This window comes from Spirillospora sp. CA-142024, from assembly GCF_050942325.1.
Lineage (GTDB): Bacteria > Actinomycetota > Actinomycetes > Streptosporangiales > Streptosporangiaceae > Spirillospora.
In genome coordinates this window covers 7450018-7464634 of record NZ_CP192077.1, presented here as the reverse complement: position 1 = coordinate 7464634, position 14617 = coordinate 7450018, and the positions used below count along the sequence as shown (strand labels likewise).

The window sequence follows — 14617 nt, the reverse complement described above, 5'->3', positions numbered from 1 at the left end:
CGCCACATGTGGACATCGCGTCACGTCCGCATCCGGAGCGCCCACGCGCGGACGAGCGTCCCGGCCACCGAGACGACCAGGCCGATGAGCGCCGCGGCCGTGTGCCCGGCCAAGGTCAGCGCCACGGCCACGGCGGCGCCGGGCGCCCAGATCCACGTCGCCACGGGCCGCCCCGGACGGCCGCGCCGCCGCCGCGCCGCCTCCGCCGCCATCGGCGGCACGAGCGCCGGCAGCGCCGCCGCCAGGACGGTCAGCCACTCAAGCAGCATGCGGTCGATCCGCAGGGCGGCGAGCACCGCCCCCGGCACCGAGATCGCCAGAACGGCGACGGCCTGCCGCCGGTCGATCCGCGGCCGCCGGAACCGCGCACCGCCGCCTGCTGCGACGCGACCCGGAGTCCCCGTACCGGCCTCACCCGCCACACCGGACGTGCTCACTCCGGGCAGGAAACGGCGGACCGCGAGGGTGCCGGAATGGACGGCGGCCAAGGTCGGAGCGATGACCGAGGCGGCGACGAACAGGTTCGCGGCCGGCAGGCCGTCCGGGCCCGCCAGCACCGCGACGACGTCGGTGGATCCGCTGGCCGCCGCGACCCCGGCGCCGACGACGGAGGCGCCGAGCGCCGGGCAGACGAGGAGCGCGACGCAGGCCGCGAGGTCGCCGCGTCCCCGCAGGCCGACCGTGAAGTCGGGGGCCCGCACCGAGAACACCGACACGTACCCGACGTACCCGGCGAGGTCGGCGACCAGGACGCCGGGCGGGCCGTCCCTGGAGAACGTCACCGGCGCCGCGGGCGGCGCGAGCCGCACCGCGACGATGCCGATCAGCGCGATCGCGGTGAGAGTGGTGACGACCGCGACCGCGTTCCACCGTCCGCCGCCCGCGACCAGCACCGCGACCAGCGGGACGGTCAGCACCGCGACGCCGGCCGCGTCCGGGACGCCGCCGAGCGCCGCGGCGGCCGCCCCGCCGAGGCCGACGTTGAACCCGAACCAGCCGACCATCGCGACCGCGAGCAGCGCGGTGAACGCGCGCTCGGCGACCGGCGGCAGGTAGCGGGGTGCCAGCTCGGTCATGCCGGCGTCCTCTCCGGCCGGCGGCCGCAGGCCGAGCAGCCCCTGCGCGGCGAGCAGCGCCGCCATGACGGCGCCGCCGACCGCGAGGACGACCACGGGCAGCGCGCCGTCGTGCCGCCCGCCGATCTGCGCGCCGAGGACGAGCGCGCCCGGCGCCGTCCCGATCCCGAGCCAGGCGCCCGACGCGGCCCGCCAGGTCCGTCCCGTCTCGGGCGACCCGGACCTGCGGCGCGCCGTCCGGGCGGTCACGGCACGGCGCCGGAGGGCGCGTGGCGGCGCGTCACGCGACGTGCTCGTCGTAACGGGTCAGGGCCAGGGCGAGGGCCTCCGGGCCGGGCATGGCCCAGACGGCGTCGTTGAAGATCTCCACTTCGATCGGCCCGGTGTAGCCGGTGGCGTCGACCGCCTCGCGGAAGCGGCGCAGCTCGACGCAGCCGTCGCCGAGCATGCCGCGCCCGGTGAGGACGCCCTCGGGCAGCGGCGTCACCCAGTCGGCGACCTGGAACAGGGACAGCCGGCCCTCCTCGCCCGCGTGGGCGAGGCCGGTCCAGACGTCCGGGTCCCACCACAGGTGATAGGTGTCGATCATGACGCCGACCTGGGAGGACGGGAAGGGCGTCGCCATGTCGAGCGCCTGGCCGAGGGTGGCGACCACGCACCGGTCCGAGCAGTACATCGGGTGCAGCGGTTCGAGCGCGAGCTGGACGCCGTGCTCGCCCGCGTAGGGCGCGAGCTCGCCGAGGAGGTCGGTGACACGCGCCCGCGCGCCGTCCAGGTCGCGGGATCCGTCCGGCAGCCCGCCGCTCACCAGGCAGAGGACGCCCGTGCCCAGTTCGGCGGCTTCCTCGATGGCGCGGCGGTTGTTCTCCAGCGCGTCCGGCTCCTGGAAGAAGCCGCCCCTGCACAGGGACGTGACGGTCAGGCCGTGGTCGCGCATGAGCTTCCCGGTGCGCGCCAAGCCGTACTCGGCGACGGGCTCGCGCCAGAGGCCGACACCCGTCACGCCGGACGACGCACAGCCCGCGGCAAGGTCGGGCAGCGGCCAGTACCGGGTCGTCCACTGGTTCAGGCTGAATCTCATCAGGCGGCTCCCTGGACGGTCAGCCACGCGCGCATCCGGTCCGCCGCCAGGCCGGGGTCGGGGAAGAGGCCGGCGGCGTCGGCGAGCTGGAAGAGGCGGACCATGTGCGGCACGGAACGTGCGGTCTCCAGCCCGCCGACCATGCGGAAATGCCGCTGGTGGCCGGTCAGCCAGGCCAGGAACACCACACCCGTCTTGTAGTAGTAGGTCGGGGTCTCGAAGAGATGGCGGGCCAGTGGCACGGTCGGGGCGAATATCTCTTCGTAGGACGCGGTGGCGCCGCCGTCCAGCGCCCGCAGGGCCGCGGCGGCCGCGGGTGCGATCGGGTCGAAGATGCCGAGCAGCGCGTCGCTGTACCCCTCGGAATCGCCCTGGATCAGCTCCGGGTAGTTGAAGTCGTCCCCGGTGTAGAGCCGGACGCCGGACGGCAGCCGGCGGCGGAAGGCGATCTCCCGCCCCGCGTCCAGCAGCGAGATCTTGACTCCGTCGATCCGGGACGCGTGCTCGCCGATCAGGGCGAGAAGCGCGTCGGCCGCGGCGTCAATGTCGGGTGAGCCCCAGTAGCCCTCCAATGCGGGGTCGAACATCGGGCCGAGCCAGTGCAGGACGGCGGGCCGCTCGACCTGCGCCAGCAGCCTCCCGTACACGGCGGCGTAGTCGTCCGGGCCCCGCGCGGCGGCGGCCAGATGGCGGCTGGCCATCAGGACCGGAACCGCGGAGACCGACGCGATGACGGCGAGCTGCTCCTCGTACGCGGCGACGATGGCGTCCAGCGACGCGGGCCCGGCGGGCAGCTGGTCGGTGCCCGCGCCGCAGACGATCCGGCCGCCTTCTGAAAGCGCTTCCTGACCGCTCCGCACGATGAGCTCGCGGGTCGTCGTCCAGTCCAGGCCCATGCCGCGCTGCGCGGTGTCCATCGCCTCCGCGACGCCCAGCCCGTACGACCACAGATGGCGGCGGAACGCCAGCGTCGTGTCCCAGTCGAGCGAGTCGCCGCCGGGCACCACATGCGCGGCCGCGTACGCGACCCGCGACGAGCTGGGCCCGGGGGGCGGCTCGTAGGTGCGCGGCTCGCCCATCGTGTAGGGGGCGAGCGACCCGGGGAGATCTATCTTCACAGCTCCGGAACCTCCAGGCGGCGCCCTTCGCGCCAGGCCCGCAGCCCCAGTTCGGCGAGCTGCACGCCGCGCGCGCCGGCGTAGAAGTCCCAGGGGAACGGGCCGTCGTCGGCCACGTGCCGCAGGAACATCTCCCACTGCGCCTTGAACCCGTTGTCGAACTCGACGTTGTCCGGGATCTCCTGCCACTGCGAGCGGAAGTCCTCGGTGGCGGGCAGATCGGGGTTCCACACCGGCTTCGGCGTCATCGACCGGTGCTGGACGCGGCAGCGCCGCAGCCCGGCGACCGCCGAGCCCTCCGTCCCGTCTACCTGGAACTCGACCAGCTCGTCGCGGAAAACCCGTGTCGCCCAGGACGAGTTGACCTGCGCGACGATCCCGCCGTCCAGCTCGAAGATCCCGTACGCGGCGTCGTCGGCGGTCGCCTCGTACGGCTTGCCGTCCTCGTCCACCCGCTCGGGGATGTGGGTCGCCCCGAGCGCCTGGACGGACCGCACCGGCGCGATCACCCCGTCCAGCACGTACCGCCAGTGGCAGAACATGTCGAGGATGATCCCGCCGCCGTCCTCGGCCCGGTAGTTCCAGCTCGGACGCTGCGCGTCCTGCCAGCCGCCCTCGAACACCCAGTAGCCGAACTCGCCGCGCACGGACAGGATCCGGCCGAAGAAGCCGCCGTCCACCAGGCGTTTCAGCTTCAGCAGACCCGGCAGGAACAGCTTGTCCTGGACGACGCCGTGCTTCACGCCCGCCTCGTCCGCGAGCCGCGCCAGGGACAGCGCGCCCTCAAGGTCCTCGGCGAGCGGCTTCTCGGTGTAGATGTGCTTGCCCGCCGCGACGGCCGCGCGGATCGCGTCGGCCCGCGCGCCGGTGACCTGCGCGTCGAAATACACCTCGATCTCCGGACGCGCCAGCGCCTCGGCCAGGTCGGTCGTCCAGGCGGTCAGCCCGTGCCGCTCCGCGAGGTCGCGCAGCTTGGCCTCGCTGCGCCCGACGAGCACGGGCTCCGGCCACAGCACGGTGCCGTCGGCCGTTCGGACGCCGCCCTGCTCCCTGATCGCGAGGATCGAGCGGAGGAGATGCTGGCGATACCCCATGCGGCCGGTGACGCCGTTCATGACGATCCCGATGGACCTGCGTGCCATCCCGTTCCTTCCTAGCCTGTCGTTTATTCGTTCGTCGGCGTGTTGCTCTCAGGGGCGACCCCCGGCCCCGGAGGGCCGGCCGGTCGCCTTCTTTCGGGCCCGCTGGGGGGCCGCCGGTCAGTCCGCTGCCGCACCCGTGCCGAGGAGCCCCCGGACACGGCTCGTGACACGGGCGAACTCGGGCTGCGCCATGGTGGCCGCGTAGTCGCGCTCGGCCGGCAGGTCGACGTCGATGATCTCGGCGATCGAGCCGGGCCGGTCGGTCATGACCACGACCCGGTTCGCCAGGTACGCCGCCTCCGCGATCGAGTGCGTGACCAGCAGGACGGTCGTCCCGGTCTCCCTCCAGATCCGGTTCATCTCGATGTTGAGCTGCTCCCGGGTGAGCGCGTCGAGGGCGCCGAACGGCTCGTCCATCAGCAGGACGGGCGGCTCGTGCAGCAGCGCCCGGCACAGCGCGACCCGCTGCTGCATCCCGCCGGACAGCTCGTGCGGCAGCGCGTCCTCGAACCCGGTCAGGCCGGTCATCTCGATCAGCTGGGCGGTCCGCTTCCGGGCCTGCTCGGACGGCATCTTGCGCATCTCCGCCTGGAGCAGGATGTTCTTGCGGGCGCTGCGCCACTCCAGCAGCGCGGCCCGCTGGAACACGTACCCGATGTCGTGGCGCGGGCCGGCGACGTCGTCGCCGCGGAGCCGGACGCTCCCGGACGAGGGCTTGAGCAGCCCCGCGACCAGCTTGAGCATCGTGGACTTGCCGCAGCCGGACGGCCCGACGATCGCGACGAACTCGCCCATCGGGACGTCCAGAGAGACCTCGCGCAGGGCCGTCACGTCGCGCTTGCGGGTGCGGAACCGGACGGCGACGCCGTCGAGGCTGACGGCGGTCTCCCGCTCGGTCTCGTCCGTTCCGGTGGCTGACTCGCTCATGGTCCTCATCGCTCGTCCCGTCATGCCTGCGGCGCGGCCGACGCCTGCCAGTACTCCGACGGCGCCTGCGCCTTCCCGATGACCCCGGCCTGCTGGAAGGTGGCGATCGTGGTCTTCCAGTCGTCCTCGGTGTTGACCCCGGGCGCCTTGCCCTGCGTCGCGGGGGTGTGCAGCAGCGTCAGCGTGGTCTTGAACTGCTCGGCGAGGACCTTGCTCGGCGGGAGCTGCTCGGACGCGCCGGCCATGCTCGCGACGGCGCCCGCCTGGTCGCCCTCCGCCGCCGTCCACGACTCGCTCGTGGCCGCGACCATCTTCTTGACGACGTCGGCGTCGCTCTTCAGCTTCCGCTCGCCGACGATCAGGCCGTTGGAGTAGAAGTTCAGCCCGAAGTCGGAGTACCGCAGGTACGAGATCTCCTTGCCGGACTTGTCGGCCATCGTCGGGCCCTGGTCGTTCGCGAAGCCCATCAGCCCGGCGGTCTTGCCGGACAGCACCGCGGCCATCTTCCCGGCCGGGTCGGTGTTCTGGACCGGGACGTCGCTCTCGCTCAGCCCGTTCTTCTTCAGGAACACCGGGAAGGTGCGCGCCAGCGCGTCCCCGGCCGTCCCGGCGATCTTCTTGCCCTTCAGGTCGGCCGGCTTCTTGATCCCGGCCGAGGCGAACGACTGCACCGACGCGGGCGTGGTCTGCAGGAAGACCCCGACGCTCTTGACCGGCAGCCCCTTGTCGACGGCGGACAGCAGCGCGGGCGTGTCGGCCCAGCCGAAGTCCGTCTGCCCGGCGCCGGCGGCCTGGACGGTCTTCTGCGAGCCCTGCCCCGCCTTGATCTCCAGGTCGATGCCGTGCTTCTCGTAGATGCCCTTCTTCTTGCCGTAGTAGAACGGCGCGTGCTCTCCGTAGGGGTACCAGTTCAGGGTCAGCGTGACCTTGGTCAGCTTCTTGCCCGAAGCGCTGGTGGTCTCGTCGGAGTCCCCGCCGCAGGCGGCGCCGGCGAGCGCCACGACCGGAACCAGTGCGGCGATGGCGAGAGTGCGGAGTTTCATTCGGACGGCCCTCCGTAAAGGGGTGGGTTGTTCTCGGCCGTTGGTGTGTCGGACGGTCTGCCCGGCGGATTCCGGGCGGACGTTCTGTGAGGCGGGTTCAGTAGGTGGTCGTGACCGCATCGCCGCGGCGGCTGGCGTGCCACGGGAGCAGCAGTTTCTCCGCGACTTCGACGATCACGAACATCACGACGCCGATGGCGGACATGACGAGCAGCCCGGCGAACAGCATCGGGGTGTCGATGTTGCCGTTGGCCTGCAGGATCACGTAGCCGAGCCCTTCGTTCGCGCCGACGAACTCGCCGACGACGGCGCCGGTGACGGCGAGCGTGACCGCGACCTTCAGGCCGGAGAACAGGTGCGGCAGCGAGGCCGGCAGCCGGATCTTGACGAACGTGGCCATCGGGCCCGCGCCCATCGTGGCGGACAGCTGGAGCATCTCCGGGTCCACCGCCTTGAGCCCCGCGACCATCGAGATCACCACCGGGAAGAACGCGATCAGCACCGCCACGACGATCTTGGGACCGATGCCGAAGCCGAGCCAGACGACGAACAGCGGGGCGATCGCGATCTTCGGGACGACCTGCGCGAACAGCAGGATCGGGTAGAGGGTGCGCTCGACCGTGGTCGAGTACACCATGATCACCGCGGCGGCGACCCCGATGAGCACCGCGAGCGCGAAGCCGATCAGGGTCTCGTACGTGGTGACCCAGGTGTGGTGCCAGATGTAGCCCCACTTGTCGGCCATCACGCGCAGTGTCGCGCCCGGCGAGGGGACGAGGTACGCCTCGACCAGCTTGAACGCGCTGACCGCCCACCAGGCGGCGAAGCAGGCCAGCAGCAGCGCGACGGGCCGCCACGACCGTTCCAGGCCGTCGCGGATCCGCTCGCCCGCGCCGGGCCGGCCGCGTTCGACGACGCCCGCCGCGTCCGCCTTGGGCGTCGCGGTCGTCGTGCCCTGACTCACCATGGGTTCCTCCGGGACGGGTGCCTGTGAAAGCGCGTTCAGAAAGCGCTTTCTGATGTACCGTAAGAAGCGGCGCACGGTGCGGTCAAGAGGGTCTTCGCCAGGAACCCGCCGCGCTGACCCGCGTCGACCTAGGGGGCGGTGATGACGGAAGCGGCCGAGGAGGAGCGCGCCGGCGACCGGGCGTACGTGACCCTGCAGGACGTCGCGCGGGAGGCCGGCGTCTCGCTCGCCACCGCGTCCCGCGTCCTGAACGGGACCACGCAGGTCCGCGCCGACCTGCGGGAACGCGTCCTCGCCGCGGCGGCCGAGCTCAGCTACACGCCGAACGCGCACGCGCAGGCGCTGGCCAGCTCGTCCAGCAAGTCCGTCGGGGTGATCTGCCACGACGTGAGCGACCCCTACTTCGCCGCCGTCGCCCGCGGCGTGATGCGCACCGCCGCCGAGCACGGGATGCTCGTGATGCTCGCCAGCACGTTCCGCGACCCGTCCCGCGAGATCGAGTACGTGGCGATGCTGCGCGCCCAGCGGGCCCGCGCGATCCTGCTCATCGGCTCCGGCTTCGAGGACCGCGACTGGGAGCGCTCGATGGCCGCCGAGCTGGACCCCTACCAGCGCACCGGCGGCCGCGTCGCCGTCCTCAGCCGGCACCGCAGCCTCAAGGTGGACGCCGTCCTGCCGCAGAACCGGGAGGGCGCCGCCGCCCTCGCCCGCGCGCTGCTCGACCTCGGCCACCGCTCCTTCGGCGTGCTGAGCGGCCCGCGCGAGCTGACAACCGTCTCCGACCGCCTCGGCGGATTCACCGAGGCCCTTGCCGACGCGGGCGTCCAGGTCGCGCCAGAGCATGTCGTCGAGGCCCCGTTCACCCGCGACGGCGGCTACGCGGCGGCGACCGGGATGCTCCGCCTAAAGAACCGCCCGACCTGCGTGTTCGCCGTCACGGACGTGATGGCGATCGGAGCCCTCGCCGCGTTCCGCGACAACGCCGTCTCCGTCCCGGGCGACATCTCGCTCGCCGGCTTCGACGACATCCCGATCGTCCGCGACCTGACTCCGCCGCTGACCACCGTCGCGCTTCCGCTGAACGTGATGGGCGAGCGCGTCATGGGGCTGGCGCTGCGCGAACCGGCGGCCCGCCGCAGCCGCATCGAGCGCGTCGCCGGCGAGGTCGTGCTGCGCGCGAGCACCGCCCCGCCCAACTGACCCGCGGCGCGCCCGCCGTCCCACCGTCCAGGACGCCGCAGGGCGCGCCGCCCCACCCGGAGGCGCGAATGAAGATCGAACGGGTCGAGACGTTCTGCGTGGCGCTGCCGACGCGGCGGTCGTTCGGCGTGTCCGGCGGCTCGGTCGCCGTGGCCGGACGGCCCAGCCTGCGCGTCCTGGTCAGGGTCGGCGCCGACGGCGTGCACGGCTGGGGCGAGGCGACCCCCATCCCGGCCTGGACGTACGAGACCGCCGAGTCCATCGTCACGACGATCGACCGCTACCTCGCACCCGCGATCATCGGCCGTCCCGCCTGGGACCTGGACGGCGTGACGACCGCCTTCGACCGGGCCGTCAACCGGGGCTTCAGCATCGGTGCGCCGCTCGCCAAGTCGGCCGTGGACGTCGCCCTCAACGACCTGCTGGGCCGTGCCGCCGGCGTTCCGCTGGGCGTCATGTGGGGGCAGCGCCGCCGCGAGGCGATCGACCTCGCCTGGGTCGTGTCGGGCCAGTCCCCGGACGAGGTGGCCGACAGCGTCGCCGAGGGGCGTGACCTGGGGTACCGCGCCTTCAAGGTCAAGGTCGGCCTGCATGCCGACGACGCGGCCGTGGTGGAGGCCGTCCGGGTCCACGCGGGTGACGACGCGGCCCTCTGGGTCGACGCGAACCAGGGCTACACGGTGCATTCGGCGCTGCGGATGGCGCGCCGCCTGGAGGACCTTGGCGTCTCGGCCTTCGAGCAGCCGCTGCCGGCCAACGACATCGCCGGCCTGCGCCGCCTCCGCGACACCTGCCCGATCCCCGTCGCACTGGACGAGAGCCTCCGCCACCCGTCCGACCTGGCCACGTTCGTCCGGCTGGAAGCGGTCGACATCGCGATCGCGAAGGTCCAGCGCACCGGCGGCCTGACGCTCTCCCGGCGGCTCTGCTCACTCGCCGAGGACTGCGGCGTCCCGCTGATGGGCTCGGGCCTCACCGACTCCGACCTGGGCCTGGCCGCGTCCCTGCACCTTTTCGCCGCCTACGGTCTCGGCACGCCGGTCGACCTGAACGGCCGCCAGTTCATCGAGTCCCCGTACGCGGGCCCGACCGTCCAGGTCTCCAAGGGCACCGCCCATGTTCCGGACGGCCCGGGCCTGGGCGTGGAAGTGGACGAGAAGACCGTCCGCGACCTGGCGGTCAACGTCCTCTAGAGACGAAGAACCCGCCCGGAGATCCGGACGGGCCCTGATCTATCGTCAGCGCGCGGCGAGTTCGTGCTCGGTCGCCTCGGGCTCCGCGGGACGCTCGGAGTCCGAATCCGCCGGCCGCCGCTCGGGCCACACGACGATCTTGGTGCGACGAGGGTTCGCCAGAGCATTGTCCATTGTTACTGCCGTCCTCCTGTTCGGGCCGGGCCGAATCAGAAGATGGTCCCGACGACCCACCCGGTTTCGCAAAATGGTCTAGACCGCGAGCCCTCACCCGGCCCGCGACATCCGTTTTCAACCCCGCGAAACGATCAATCATTCCGGTGAACCCAGTGGTCTGCGCCACCCCGCGCCTGGCACCCTCTCTGCATGGACGTAGCCGAGCTGACCCGCCTCCAGAACCAGGGCACCCGCCTGAAGTTCCTGTTCTTCTGGGGGCACCAGACCCCGGGCCGCGGCTACCTCAGCCAGTGGTGGCCGTCCCCCTTCACCGTGGAAGGCACCGTCTACGCGACCGCGGAGCACTACATGATGGCCGAAAAGGCCCGTCTCTTCGGCGACGAGGAAACGGCCGCGGCCATCGTCGCCGCCGCCCATCCCCGCCGCGCCAAAGATCTTGGCCGCCGCGTCCGTGACTTCGACGAGCGGATCTGGCAGGACAATCGCGCGGCGATCGTCACAAGAGGCAACGAGGCCAAGTTCGCCCAGAACAAAGATCTTCGCGACTACCTGCTGGGCACCCGCGACCGCATTCTCGTGGAGGCGAGCCCCCTGGACCGGGTCTGGGGCATCGGCCTGACCGCCGACGATCCCCGCGCCGAAGACGTGACCGCCTGGCGCGGCCTGAACCTCCTGGGCTTCGCCCTGATGACCGCCCGCGACTCACTGCCGTCCTGACGGCCTGGCGGTGGTCAGGAGCGCCGAGGCCCGCCGCCGCGCGAGCGGGGCGGGCCGTGGGTGCGGCGGTCGGCGCGGTCAGCTCGTGGGGGGCGCGCTGGGCTCCGCCGGAGGGCTCGACGGGACCGGGGCTCCCGGCGTCCCCGCTGGCTGTCCCTGTTCCGCGGTGGGCTTGGGACCGACGAAGAGCAGCACCTGACCGTCCGCCCATGGGACGGCGTCATGGACGTACCAGTCCCCAGGCACCTGACCCGGGTAGCGGGCCTGGGTTTGGTCGCCCACTTCGACCCGGTACTCGGGCACGGTGACGTTCCGCTTCTTCAGCGCTGCCAGCACCTTCGACAGGCGCTGCTTGCGGTACACCATCCCGTGCATGGCCTCTCCGGGCGCTTCCGCCTGGGCGGTGCTCGTGTACTTCTCACCGCGGCGTGCCGCGCGGCCGAAGACGATGGCGGCGCTGCCCTTGTAGCCGATCCGGACCCGCACACCCACCGTGCAGTCGTTCCCGCCGCTGGGGACCTTGCAGGCGCCCTTGATGCGGATGTCGCGGATGTCGTCCGGGCGAGTGCCCTCGCTGGTGTCCTCCATCACGACGGTCCCCACGATCGAGGGCGAGACGGGCACCAGACTCAGGCCGACGTTCAAACCGTGCTTGGCGAACTCCTCCTTGTAACGCTTGGGGTCGGCGTAAGGGTCGCGAATCCGCACGTCGAGGTAGCGGCCCTTGCGGGTGAAGCTGAGCGCGGAGGCCAGCTGGAAATTCGGGCCGTGCGTGGCCTGGGTCGGCGTGGACCGCCCGGGGGCCCCCGGGTCCCCGGACTGCGTGACCAGCGCGACGGCGACCGCCGCGGCGGCCACCCCCGTGGCGAGCAGCGGCAGCCCGATGGTCAGCTTGCGCCGGCCCCGGGCCGGGACGGCGGCGGGTTCGTCGCTCCCGGCCGTCGCGGTGGTGATCCGCCTGGCGAGGTCGTCGGCGGCGTCGTCGGTGAGCAGTTCGGCGGCACGGGCGTCGGTGACGGGGGTGATACGGCCGATGAGCGTGTCGATGTCGTGGTTCATGCGCGTTCTCCGTTGATGACCGCTGCGGACATTGCGTGGGTGCGCGGGTCGTGGGCGCCGTGGCGGTCGAGTCCGCGAGCGAACCGGCGCCGGGCCCGGTGCAGCCTGATCCGCACCGCGTTGCGCGAGCAGCCCAGCACGGCGGCGATCTCGCCGTGGTCCAGCCCCTCCCAGCCGACCAGGGACAGCAGCTCCCGGTCGCCCTCGGACAGCTCACCGAAGGCCGCCGCGATCGCGGCCGGTTCCCCCTCCGGCCGGGGCACACGGTGCGCGGCGAGATCGATCCGCAACTGCCCGGCCAGATCGGCGGCCAGCGCGGACCGGCGGCGCTCGCCGCGGTGGTGGTTCGCCAGGACGCGGCGGGCCACCCCGTACAGCCACAGCCGGGCCTGATCGCCGGGCGGGACGTCGTCCAGCCGCCGCCAGGCGGTCAGGAACGTCTCGGCCAGGACGTCGGCGGCGTCCTGCGGATCGGCTGTGCGGCGCAGCGCGTACCCGAGGATCCGGGCGCGATGGGCCGTGTAGACCGCCTCGAAACGCCGCCGCCCGTCATCGGGCGGATGGGAGTCCTGCAAGGAGGATGGCAAGCCCGCTCCTCTCGTCGCGCGCCCCTGGGCGCGGCGAATTGACCATACGCAGGACACATGTCCGCATGCGGGCCGGCATTTCGCCCTTTCTCCGCATGTCGATGATCAGTTGGGAACGCGGCGGCGGAAGGTCAGCGACCCGACCGCGTGAACAGGTGGAACGCGGACATGCCGAGCCCCGAGGGCGCGGGTGGTCGCGGAGCGGTCTCCCGTGCGTCGTAGCGATCGGACTCGCGGTGCCATGTGAGGATCCCGGCCATCCAGTCGCGCAGTTCCTCGACATGGTCGGACAGGGCGGTGCGGGCGGTGGCGTCCAGGCCGAGTTCGTCGCACAGGGCCGGGAGTTCGGCGGAGGCCAGGTGCTCGAACTGGCGCCGGCGTGAGGTGATGAGGTCGTTGACGATGGGCAGCGCCTCGTCGCGCCCGCAGCCGAAGAAGTTCTCGACGGCGAGGACGCCGTTGTTCAGCTCGCCCTCGTACTCGATCTCCTTCTGGTAGGAGAAGCAGTCGTTCAGCAGGCAGCCGACGTCCATCGCGGAGACGGCGATCTCGCGGAGGGTGCGGGTTTCGAAGACGTGCTCGGGGATCTCGTGCTCGTGCCCGATGCGGGAGAGTTTCATCGTCATCTCGGACCCGAACGTGTGCCGCCGCATCTCGATGTAGTCGACGGGGTCGGGGATGCGCGCCTGCAGATGGTTGTTCAGCTCCCACAGCCAGCTTTCCACCATGCGCTCGACGGTCGCGCGGAACTCACGGCGGCCGCGGCCGGACATCGGAGCGGCGGTGCGCCGCCACAGGTCGGCGAGGCCCTTTTCGAAGGCGCTCTCCGGCGGCGGGGTGGCGCCGCACCCGAGGGGCAGGAAGCCGGGGACGCGGGCATTGAAGAGTTTCGCGCCCGCCATGTCGCGGTCGCGGTTGAAGACGGCGGGAAAGAAGTCGTCGCCGTAGGTTCCGACGGCCAGCCACTGGGTCGCGAGGTCGAGAGCCTCGGGGTCGGCGTCGGGAGACAGGGCGGCGGCGCAGATCTCCAACGCCATGCCGGTGAGCCGCTCCGCGTTCCAGATCGGGACGGGCAGGCGGGGATGAGGGTCGAACATGCCCATCTCGCGCGCCCAGGCGATGACGTTCCGCCCGGCGCGTTCGCGGTGCGGGTTCACCCGGGGCGGGTAGGGGACGTCGAATTCGGGCAGCGGGGTAGGCCCCACTTTCTGGAACGGCACATGGGGGAGGCTGATCCGCGCCGACCTCAGCAGCGCCGGGATGCGGGCGGCGGACATGCCGAGGGACTTCTTGTTCATGTACCGGCTGGAGCGCAGGTGCCATTCGTGGCCGCCGGACTGCCAGTCCTGGAGCGCCTTCACATAGGCGGCGACGCTCGCCCGCTCGGCCGGATCCAGCGCGTGGTCCTCGAAGACCTGCGGCAGTTCCGTCAGGGCGGTGTTCTCGAACTGGCGCAGGCGGGAGGTCAGCAGATCGTTCACCGTGTCGGCGGCGATCTGGGGCGCCACCGACAGGAAGTGCTCCATCACCAGGACGGAGTTGTTCACCTCGCCCTCGGACTCGGTTTCGCGCTGGTAGGAGAAGATGTCGTTCCGCAGGTGCACGGCGTCCGAGAAGGTGTCCTTGAGGACGCGCAACGGCCGTGTCCCCACCACGCGCTCGGGGATTTCGACGCCCGCCGCGTGCTCCGCCAGGTCCGCCGACCAGGGCGCCCCGCCGACCTTGCGCCGCATCTCGATGTACTCGACCGGGTTCGGAATGCGCCCGGCCGAGATGTTGGACAACTCCCACAACGACTCGCGCAGCAGATTCAGTGTGCTCACGGCGAAACGGTGCCGCCAGGCGTCCGACCTCGCCGGGACGGTCCGGGCCCACAGGTCGGCCAGCCCCCGCTCGACGGCGTTCACCGGTTCCGGGGAGGCGAGCGCCATGAACAGCGGCAGCCGGTCGAGATAGACCCGTGCGCCCTCCTGGTCATGCGGCTTCTTGAACACCTCCAGGAAATGGTCGTCGAAGTAGAACACCCAGACGTACCAGTCGGTGATGAGGTCGAGTTCCGGGCCGTCGCAGTCGGGGTGCGTGTAGGCGCACAGCAGGGGGTAGTCCATCGCTTCGAGTGCGCGTTCGTCCCAGATGTCCGGGGTGCCGGGGTCGCGGACCTCGTCCAGCATCCTCATCTCCCGCGCCCACGCCATCGTGTGCGTCCGCGCGGCCTCAAGGTTCGGGTTCAGCCGGGCCGGATACGGGACGTAGAAGTCGGGCAGCTCGAACGGTTGCATCGGCCGGCCTCTCTGTCGGGGTCCGGTTCGGCAACTTACAGCACATGCAAA

The 14617-nt window shown here is 71.8% G+C and carries 14 protein-coding genes; 3 read left to right on the top strand and 11 right to left on the bottom strand.

Features of this window, described 5'->3' with window-relative positions:
• Positions 1-20: 20 nt before the first annotated feature.
• The 7 genes from ACQPZP_RS35225 to ACQPZP_RS35195 form a co-directional block, all read right to left on the bottom strand.
• The gene (locus ACQPZP_RS35225) at positions 21-1325 is read right to left on the bottom strand and encodes a hypothetical protein (protein ID WP_433474008.1); all 1305 of its coding nucleotides are present in this window, start codon (positions 1323-1325) and stop codon (positions 21-23) included.
• 31 nt (positions 1326-1356) lie between these two features.
• On the bottom strand, positions 1357-2157 hold the full coding sequence (locus ACQPZP_RS35220) for a sugar phosphate isomerase/epimerase family protein (protein WP_433474007.1): 801 nt from the start codon (positions 2155-2157) through the stop codon (positions 1357-1359).
• Positions 2157-3236, bottom strand: a complete 1080-nt coding sequence (locus tag ACQPZP_RS35215) for a dihydrodipicolinate synthase family protein (protein WP_433479726.1) — start codon at positions 3234-3236, stop codon at positions 2157-2159. The genes ACQPZP_RS35220 and ACQPZP_RS35215 overlap by 1 nt, the downstream gene beginning before the upstream one ends.
• 35 nt (positions 3237-3271) lie before the next feature.
• Positions 3272-4417: a Gfo/Idh/MocA family protein gene (locus ACQPZP_RS35210; protein ID WP_433474006.1), complete on the bottom strand. Its 1146-nt coding sequence runs from the start codon at positions 4415-4417 to the stop codon at positions 3272-3274.
• 117 nt (positions 4418-4534) lie between these two features.
• On the bottom strand, positions 4535-5344 hold the full coding sequence (locus tag ACQPZP_RS35205; protein ID WP_433474005.1) for an ABC transporter ATP-binding protein: 810 nt from the start codon (positions 5342-5344) through the stop codon (positions 4535-4537).
• Between the two features lie 20 nt (positions 5345-5364).
• Positions 5365-6387, bottom strand: coding sequence for an ABC transporter substrate-binding protein (locus ACQPZP_RS35200; protein ID WP_433474004.1), 1023 nt, complete (start codon positions 6385-6387; stop codon positions 5365-5367).
• Positions 6388-6484: 97 nt separating this feature from the next.
• Positions 6485-7354 (bottom strand): ABC transporter permease, encoded by an 870-nt coding sequence (locus ACQPZP_RS35195; protein WP_433474003.1) that lies wholly within the window; start codon positions 7352-7354, stop codon positions 6485-6487.
• A gap of 141 nt (positions 7355-7495) precedes the next feature.
• Here ACQPZP_RS35195 and ACQPZP_RS35190 point away from each other — a divergent pair, with 141 nt between their 5' ends.
• Entirely contained in the window at positions 7496-8554 is a 1059-nt protein-coding gene (locus ACQPZP_RS35190) for a LacI family DNA-binding transcriptional regulator (protein ID WP_433474002.1), read from the top strand.
• Positions 8555-8622: 68 nt separating this feature from the next.
• A complete protein-coding gene (locus tag ACQPZP_RS35185; protein WP_433474001.1) occupies positions 8623-9747 on the top strand; it encodes a mandelate racemase/muconate lactonizing enzyme family protein in 1125 nt (374 codons plus the stop codon).
• A gap of 45 nt (positions 9748-9792) precedes the next feature.
• On the opposite strand, the gene ACQPZP_RS35180 is transcribed toward ACQPZP_RS35185, so the two are convergent.
• Entirely contained in the window at positions 9793-9921 is a 129-nt protein-coding gene (locus ACQPZP_RS35180) for a hypothetical protein (protein WP_433474000.1), read from the bottom strand.
• A gap of 192 nt (positions 9922-10113) precedes the next feature.
• Here ACQPZP_RS35180 and ACQPZP_RS35175 point away from each other — a divergent pair, with 192 nt between their 5' ends.
• Positions 10114-10641: an NADAR family protein gene (locus ACQPZP_RS35175; protein ID WP_433473999.1), complete on the top strand. Its 528-nt coding sequence runs from the start codon at positions 10114-10116 to the stop codon at positions 10639-10641.
• 78 nt (positions 10642-10719) lie between these two features.
• Here ACQPZP_RS35175 and ACQPZP_RS35170 read toward each other — a convergent pair whose 3' ends face one another.
• From ACQPZP_RS35170 to ACQPZP_RS35160, 3 genes are all read right to left on the bottom strand, one after another.
• The gene (locus ACQPZP_RS35170; RefSeq protein ID WP_433473998.1) at positions 10720-11700 is read right to left on the bottom strand and encodes a hypothetical protein; all 981 of its coding nucleotides are present in this window, start codon (positions 11698-11700) and stop codon (positions 10720-10722) included.
• Positions 11697-12287, bottom strand: coding sequence for an RNA polymerase sigma factor (locus tag ACQPZP_RS35165; protein ID WP_433473997.1), 591 nt, complete (start codon positions 12285-12287; stop codon positions 11697-11699). The genes ACQPZP_RS35170 and ACQPZP_RS35165 overlap by 4 nt, the downstream gene beginning before the upstream one ends.
• Before the next feature lie 131 nt (positions 12288-12418).
• Positions 12419-14566, bottom strand: coding sequence for a terpene synthase family protein (locus ACQPZP_RS35160; protein WP_433473996.1), 2148 nt, complete (start codon positions 14564-14566; stop codon positions 12419-12421).
• Positions 14567-14617 lie beyond the last annotated feature (51 nt).

Excerpts from the sequence above, each read along its gene's own strand:
- ACQPZP_RS35220 (WP_433474007.1), bottom strand. The coding sequence starts at position 2,157 with ATGAGATTCAGCCTGAACCAGTGGACGACCCGGTACTGGCCGCTGCCC.
- ACQPZP_RS35215 (WP_433479726.1), bottom strand. The coding sequence starts at position 3,236 with ATGGGCGAGCCGCGCACCTACGAGCCGCCCCCCGGGCCCAGCTCGTCG.
- ACQPZP_RS35210 (WP_433474006.1), bottom strand. The coding sequence starts at position 4,417 with ATGGCACGCAGGTCCATCGGGATCGTCATGAACGGCGTCACCGGCCGC.
- ACQPZP_RS35205 (WP_433474005.1), bottom strand. The coding sequence starts at position 5,344 with ATGAGCGAGTCAGCCACCGGAACGGACGAGACCGAGCGGGAGACCGCC.
- ACQPZP_RS35200 (WP_433474004.1), bottom strand. The coding sequence starts at position 6,387 with ATGAAACTCCGCACTCTCGCCATCGCCGCACTGGTTCCGGTCGTGGCG.
- ACQPZP_RS35195 (WP_433474003.1), bottom strand. The coding sequence starts at position 7,354 with ATGGTGAGTCAGGGCACGACGACCGCGACGCCCAAGGCGGACGCGGCG.
- ACQPZP_RS35190 (WP_433474002.1), top strand. The coding sequence starts at position 7,496 with ATGACGGAAGCGGCCGAGGAGGAGCGCGCCGGCGACCGGGCGTACGTG.
- ACQPZP_RS35185 (WP_433474001.1), top strand. The coding sequence starts at position 8,623 with ATGAAGATCGAACGGGTCGAGACGTTCTGCGTGGCGCTGCCGACGCGG.
- ACQPZP_RS35180 (WP_433474000.1), bottom strand. The coding sequence starts at position 9,921 with ATGGACAATGCTCTGGCGAACCCTCGTCGCACCAAGATCGTCGTGTGG.
- ACQPZP_RS35175 (WP_433473999.1), top strand. The coding sequence starts at position 10,114 with ATGGACGTAGCCGAGCTGACCCGCCTCCAGAACCAGGGCACCCGCCTG.
- ACQPZP_RS35170 (WP_433473998.1), bottom strand. The coding sequence starts at position 11,700 with ATGAACCACGACATCGACACGCTCATCGGCCGTATCACCCCCGTCACC.
- ACQPZP_RS35160 (WP_433473996.1), bottom strand. The coding sequence starts at position 14,566 with ATGCAACCGTTCGAGCTGCCCGACTTCTACGTCCCGTATCCGGCCCGG.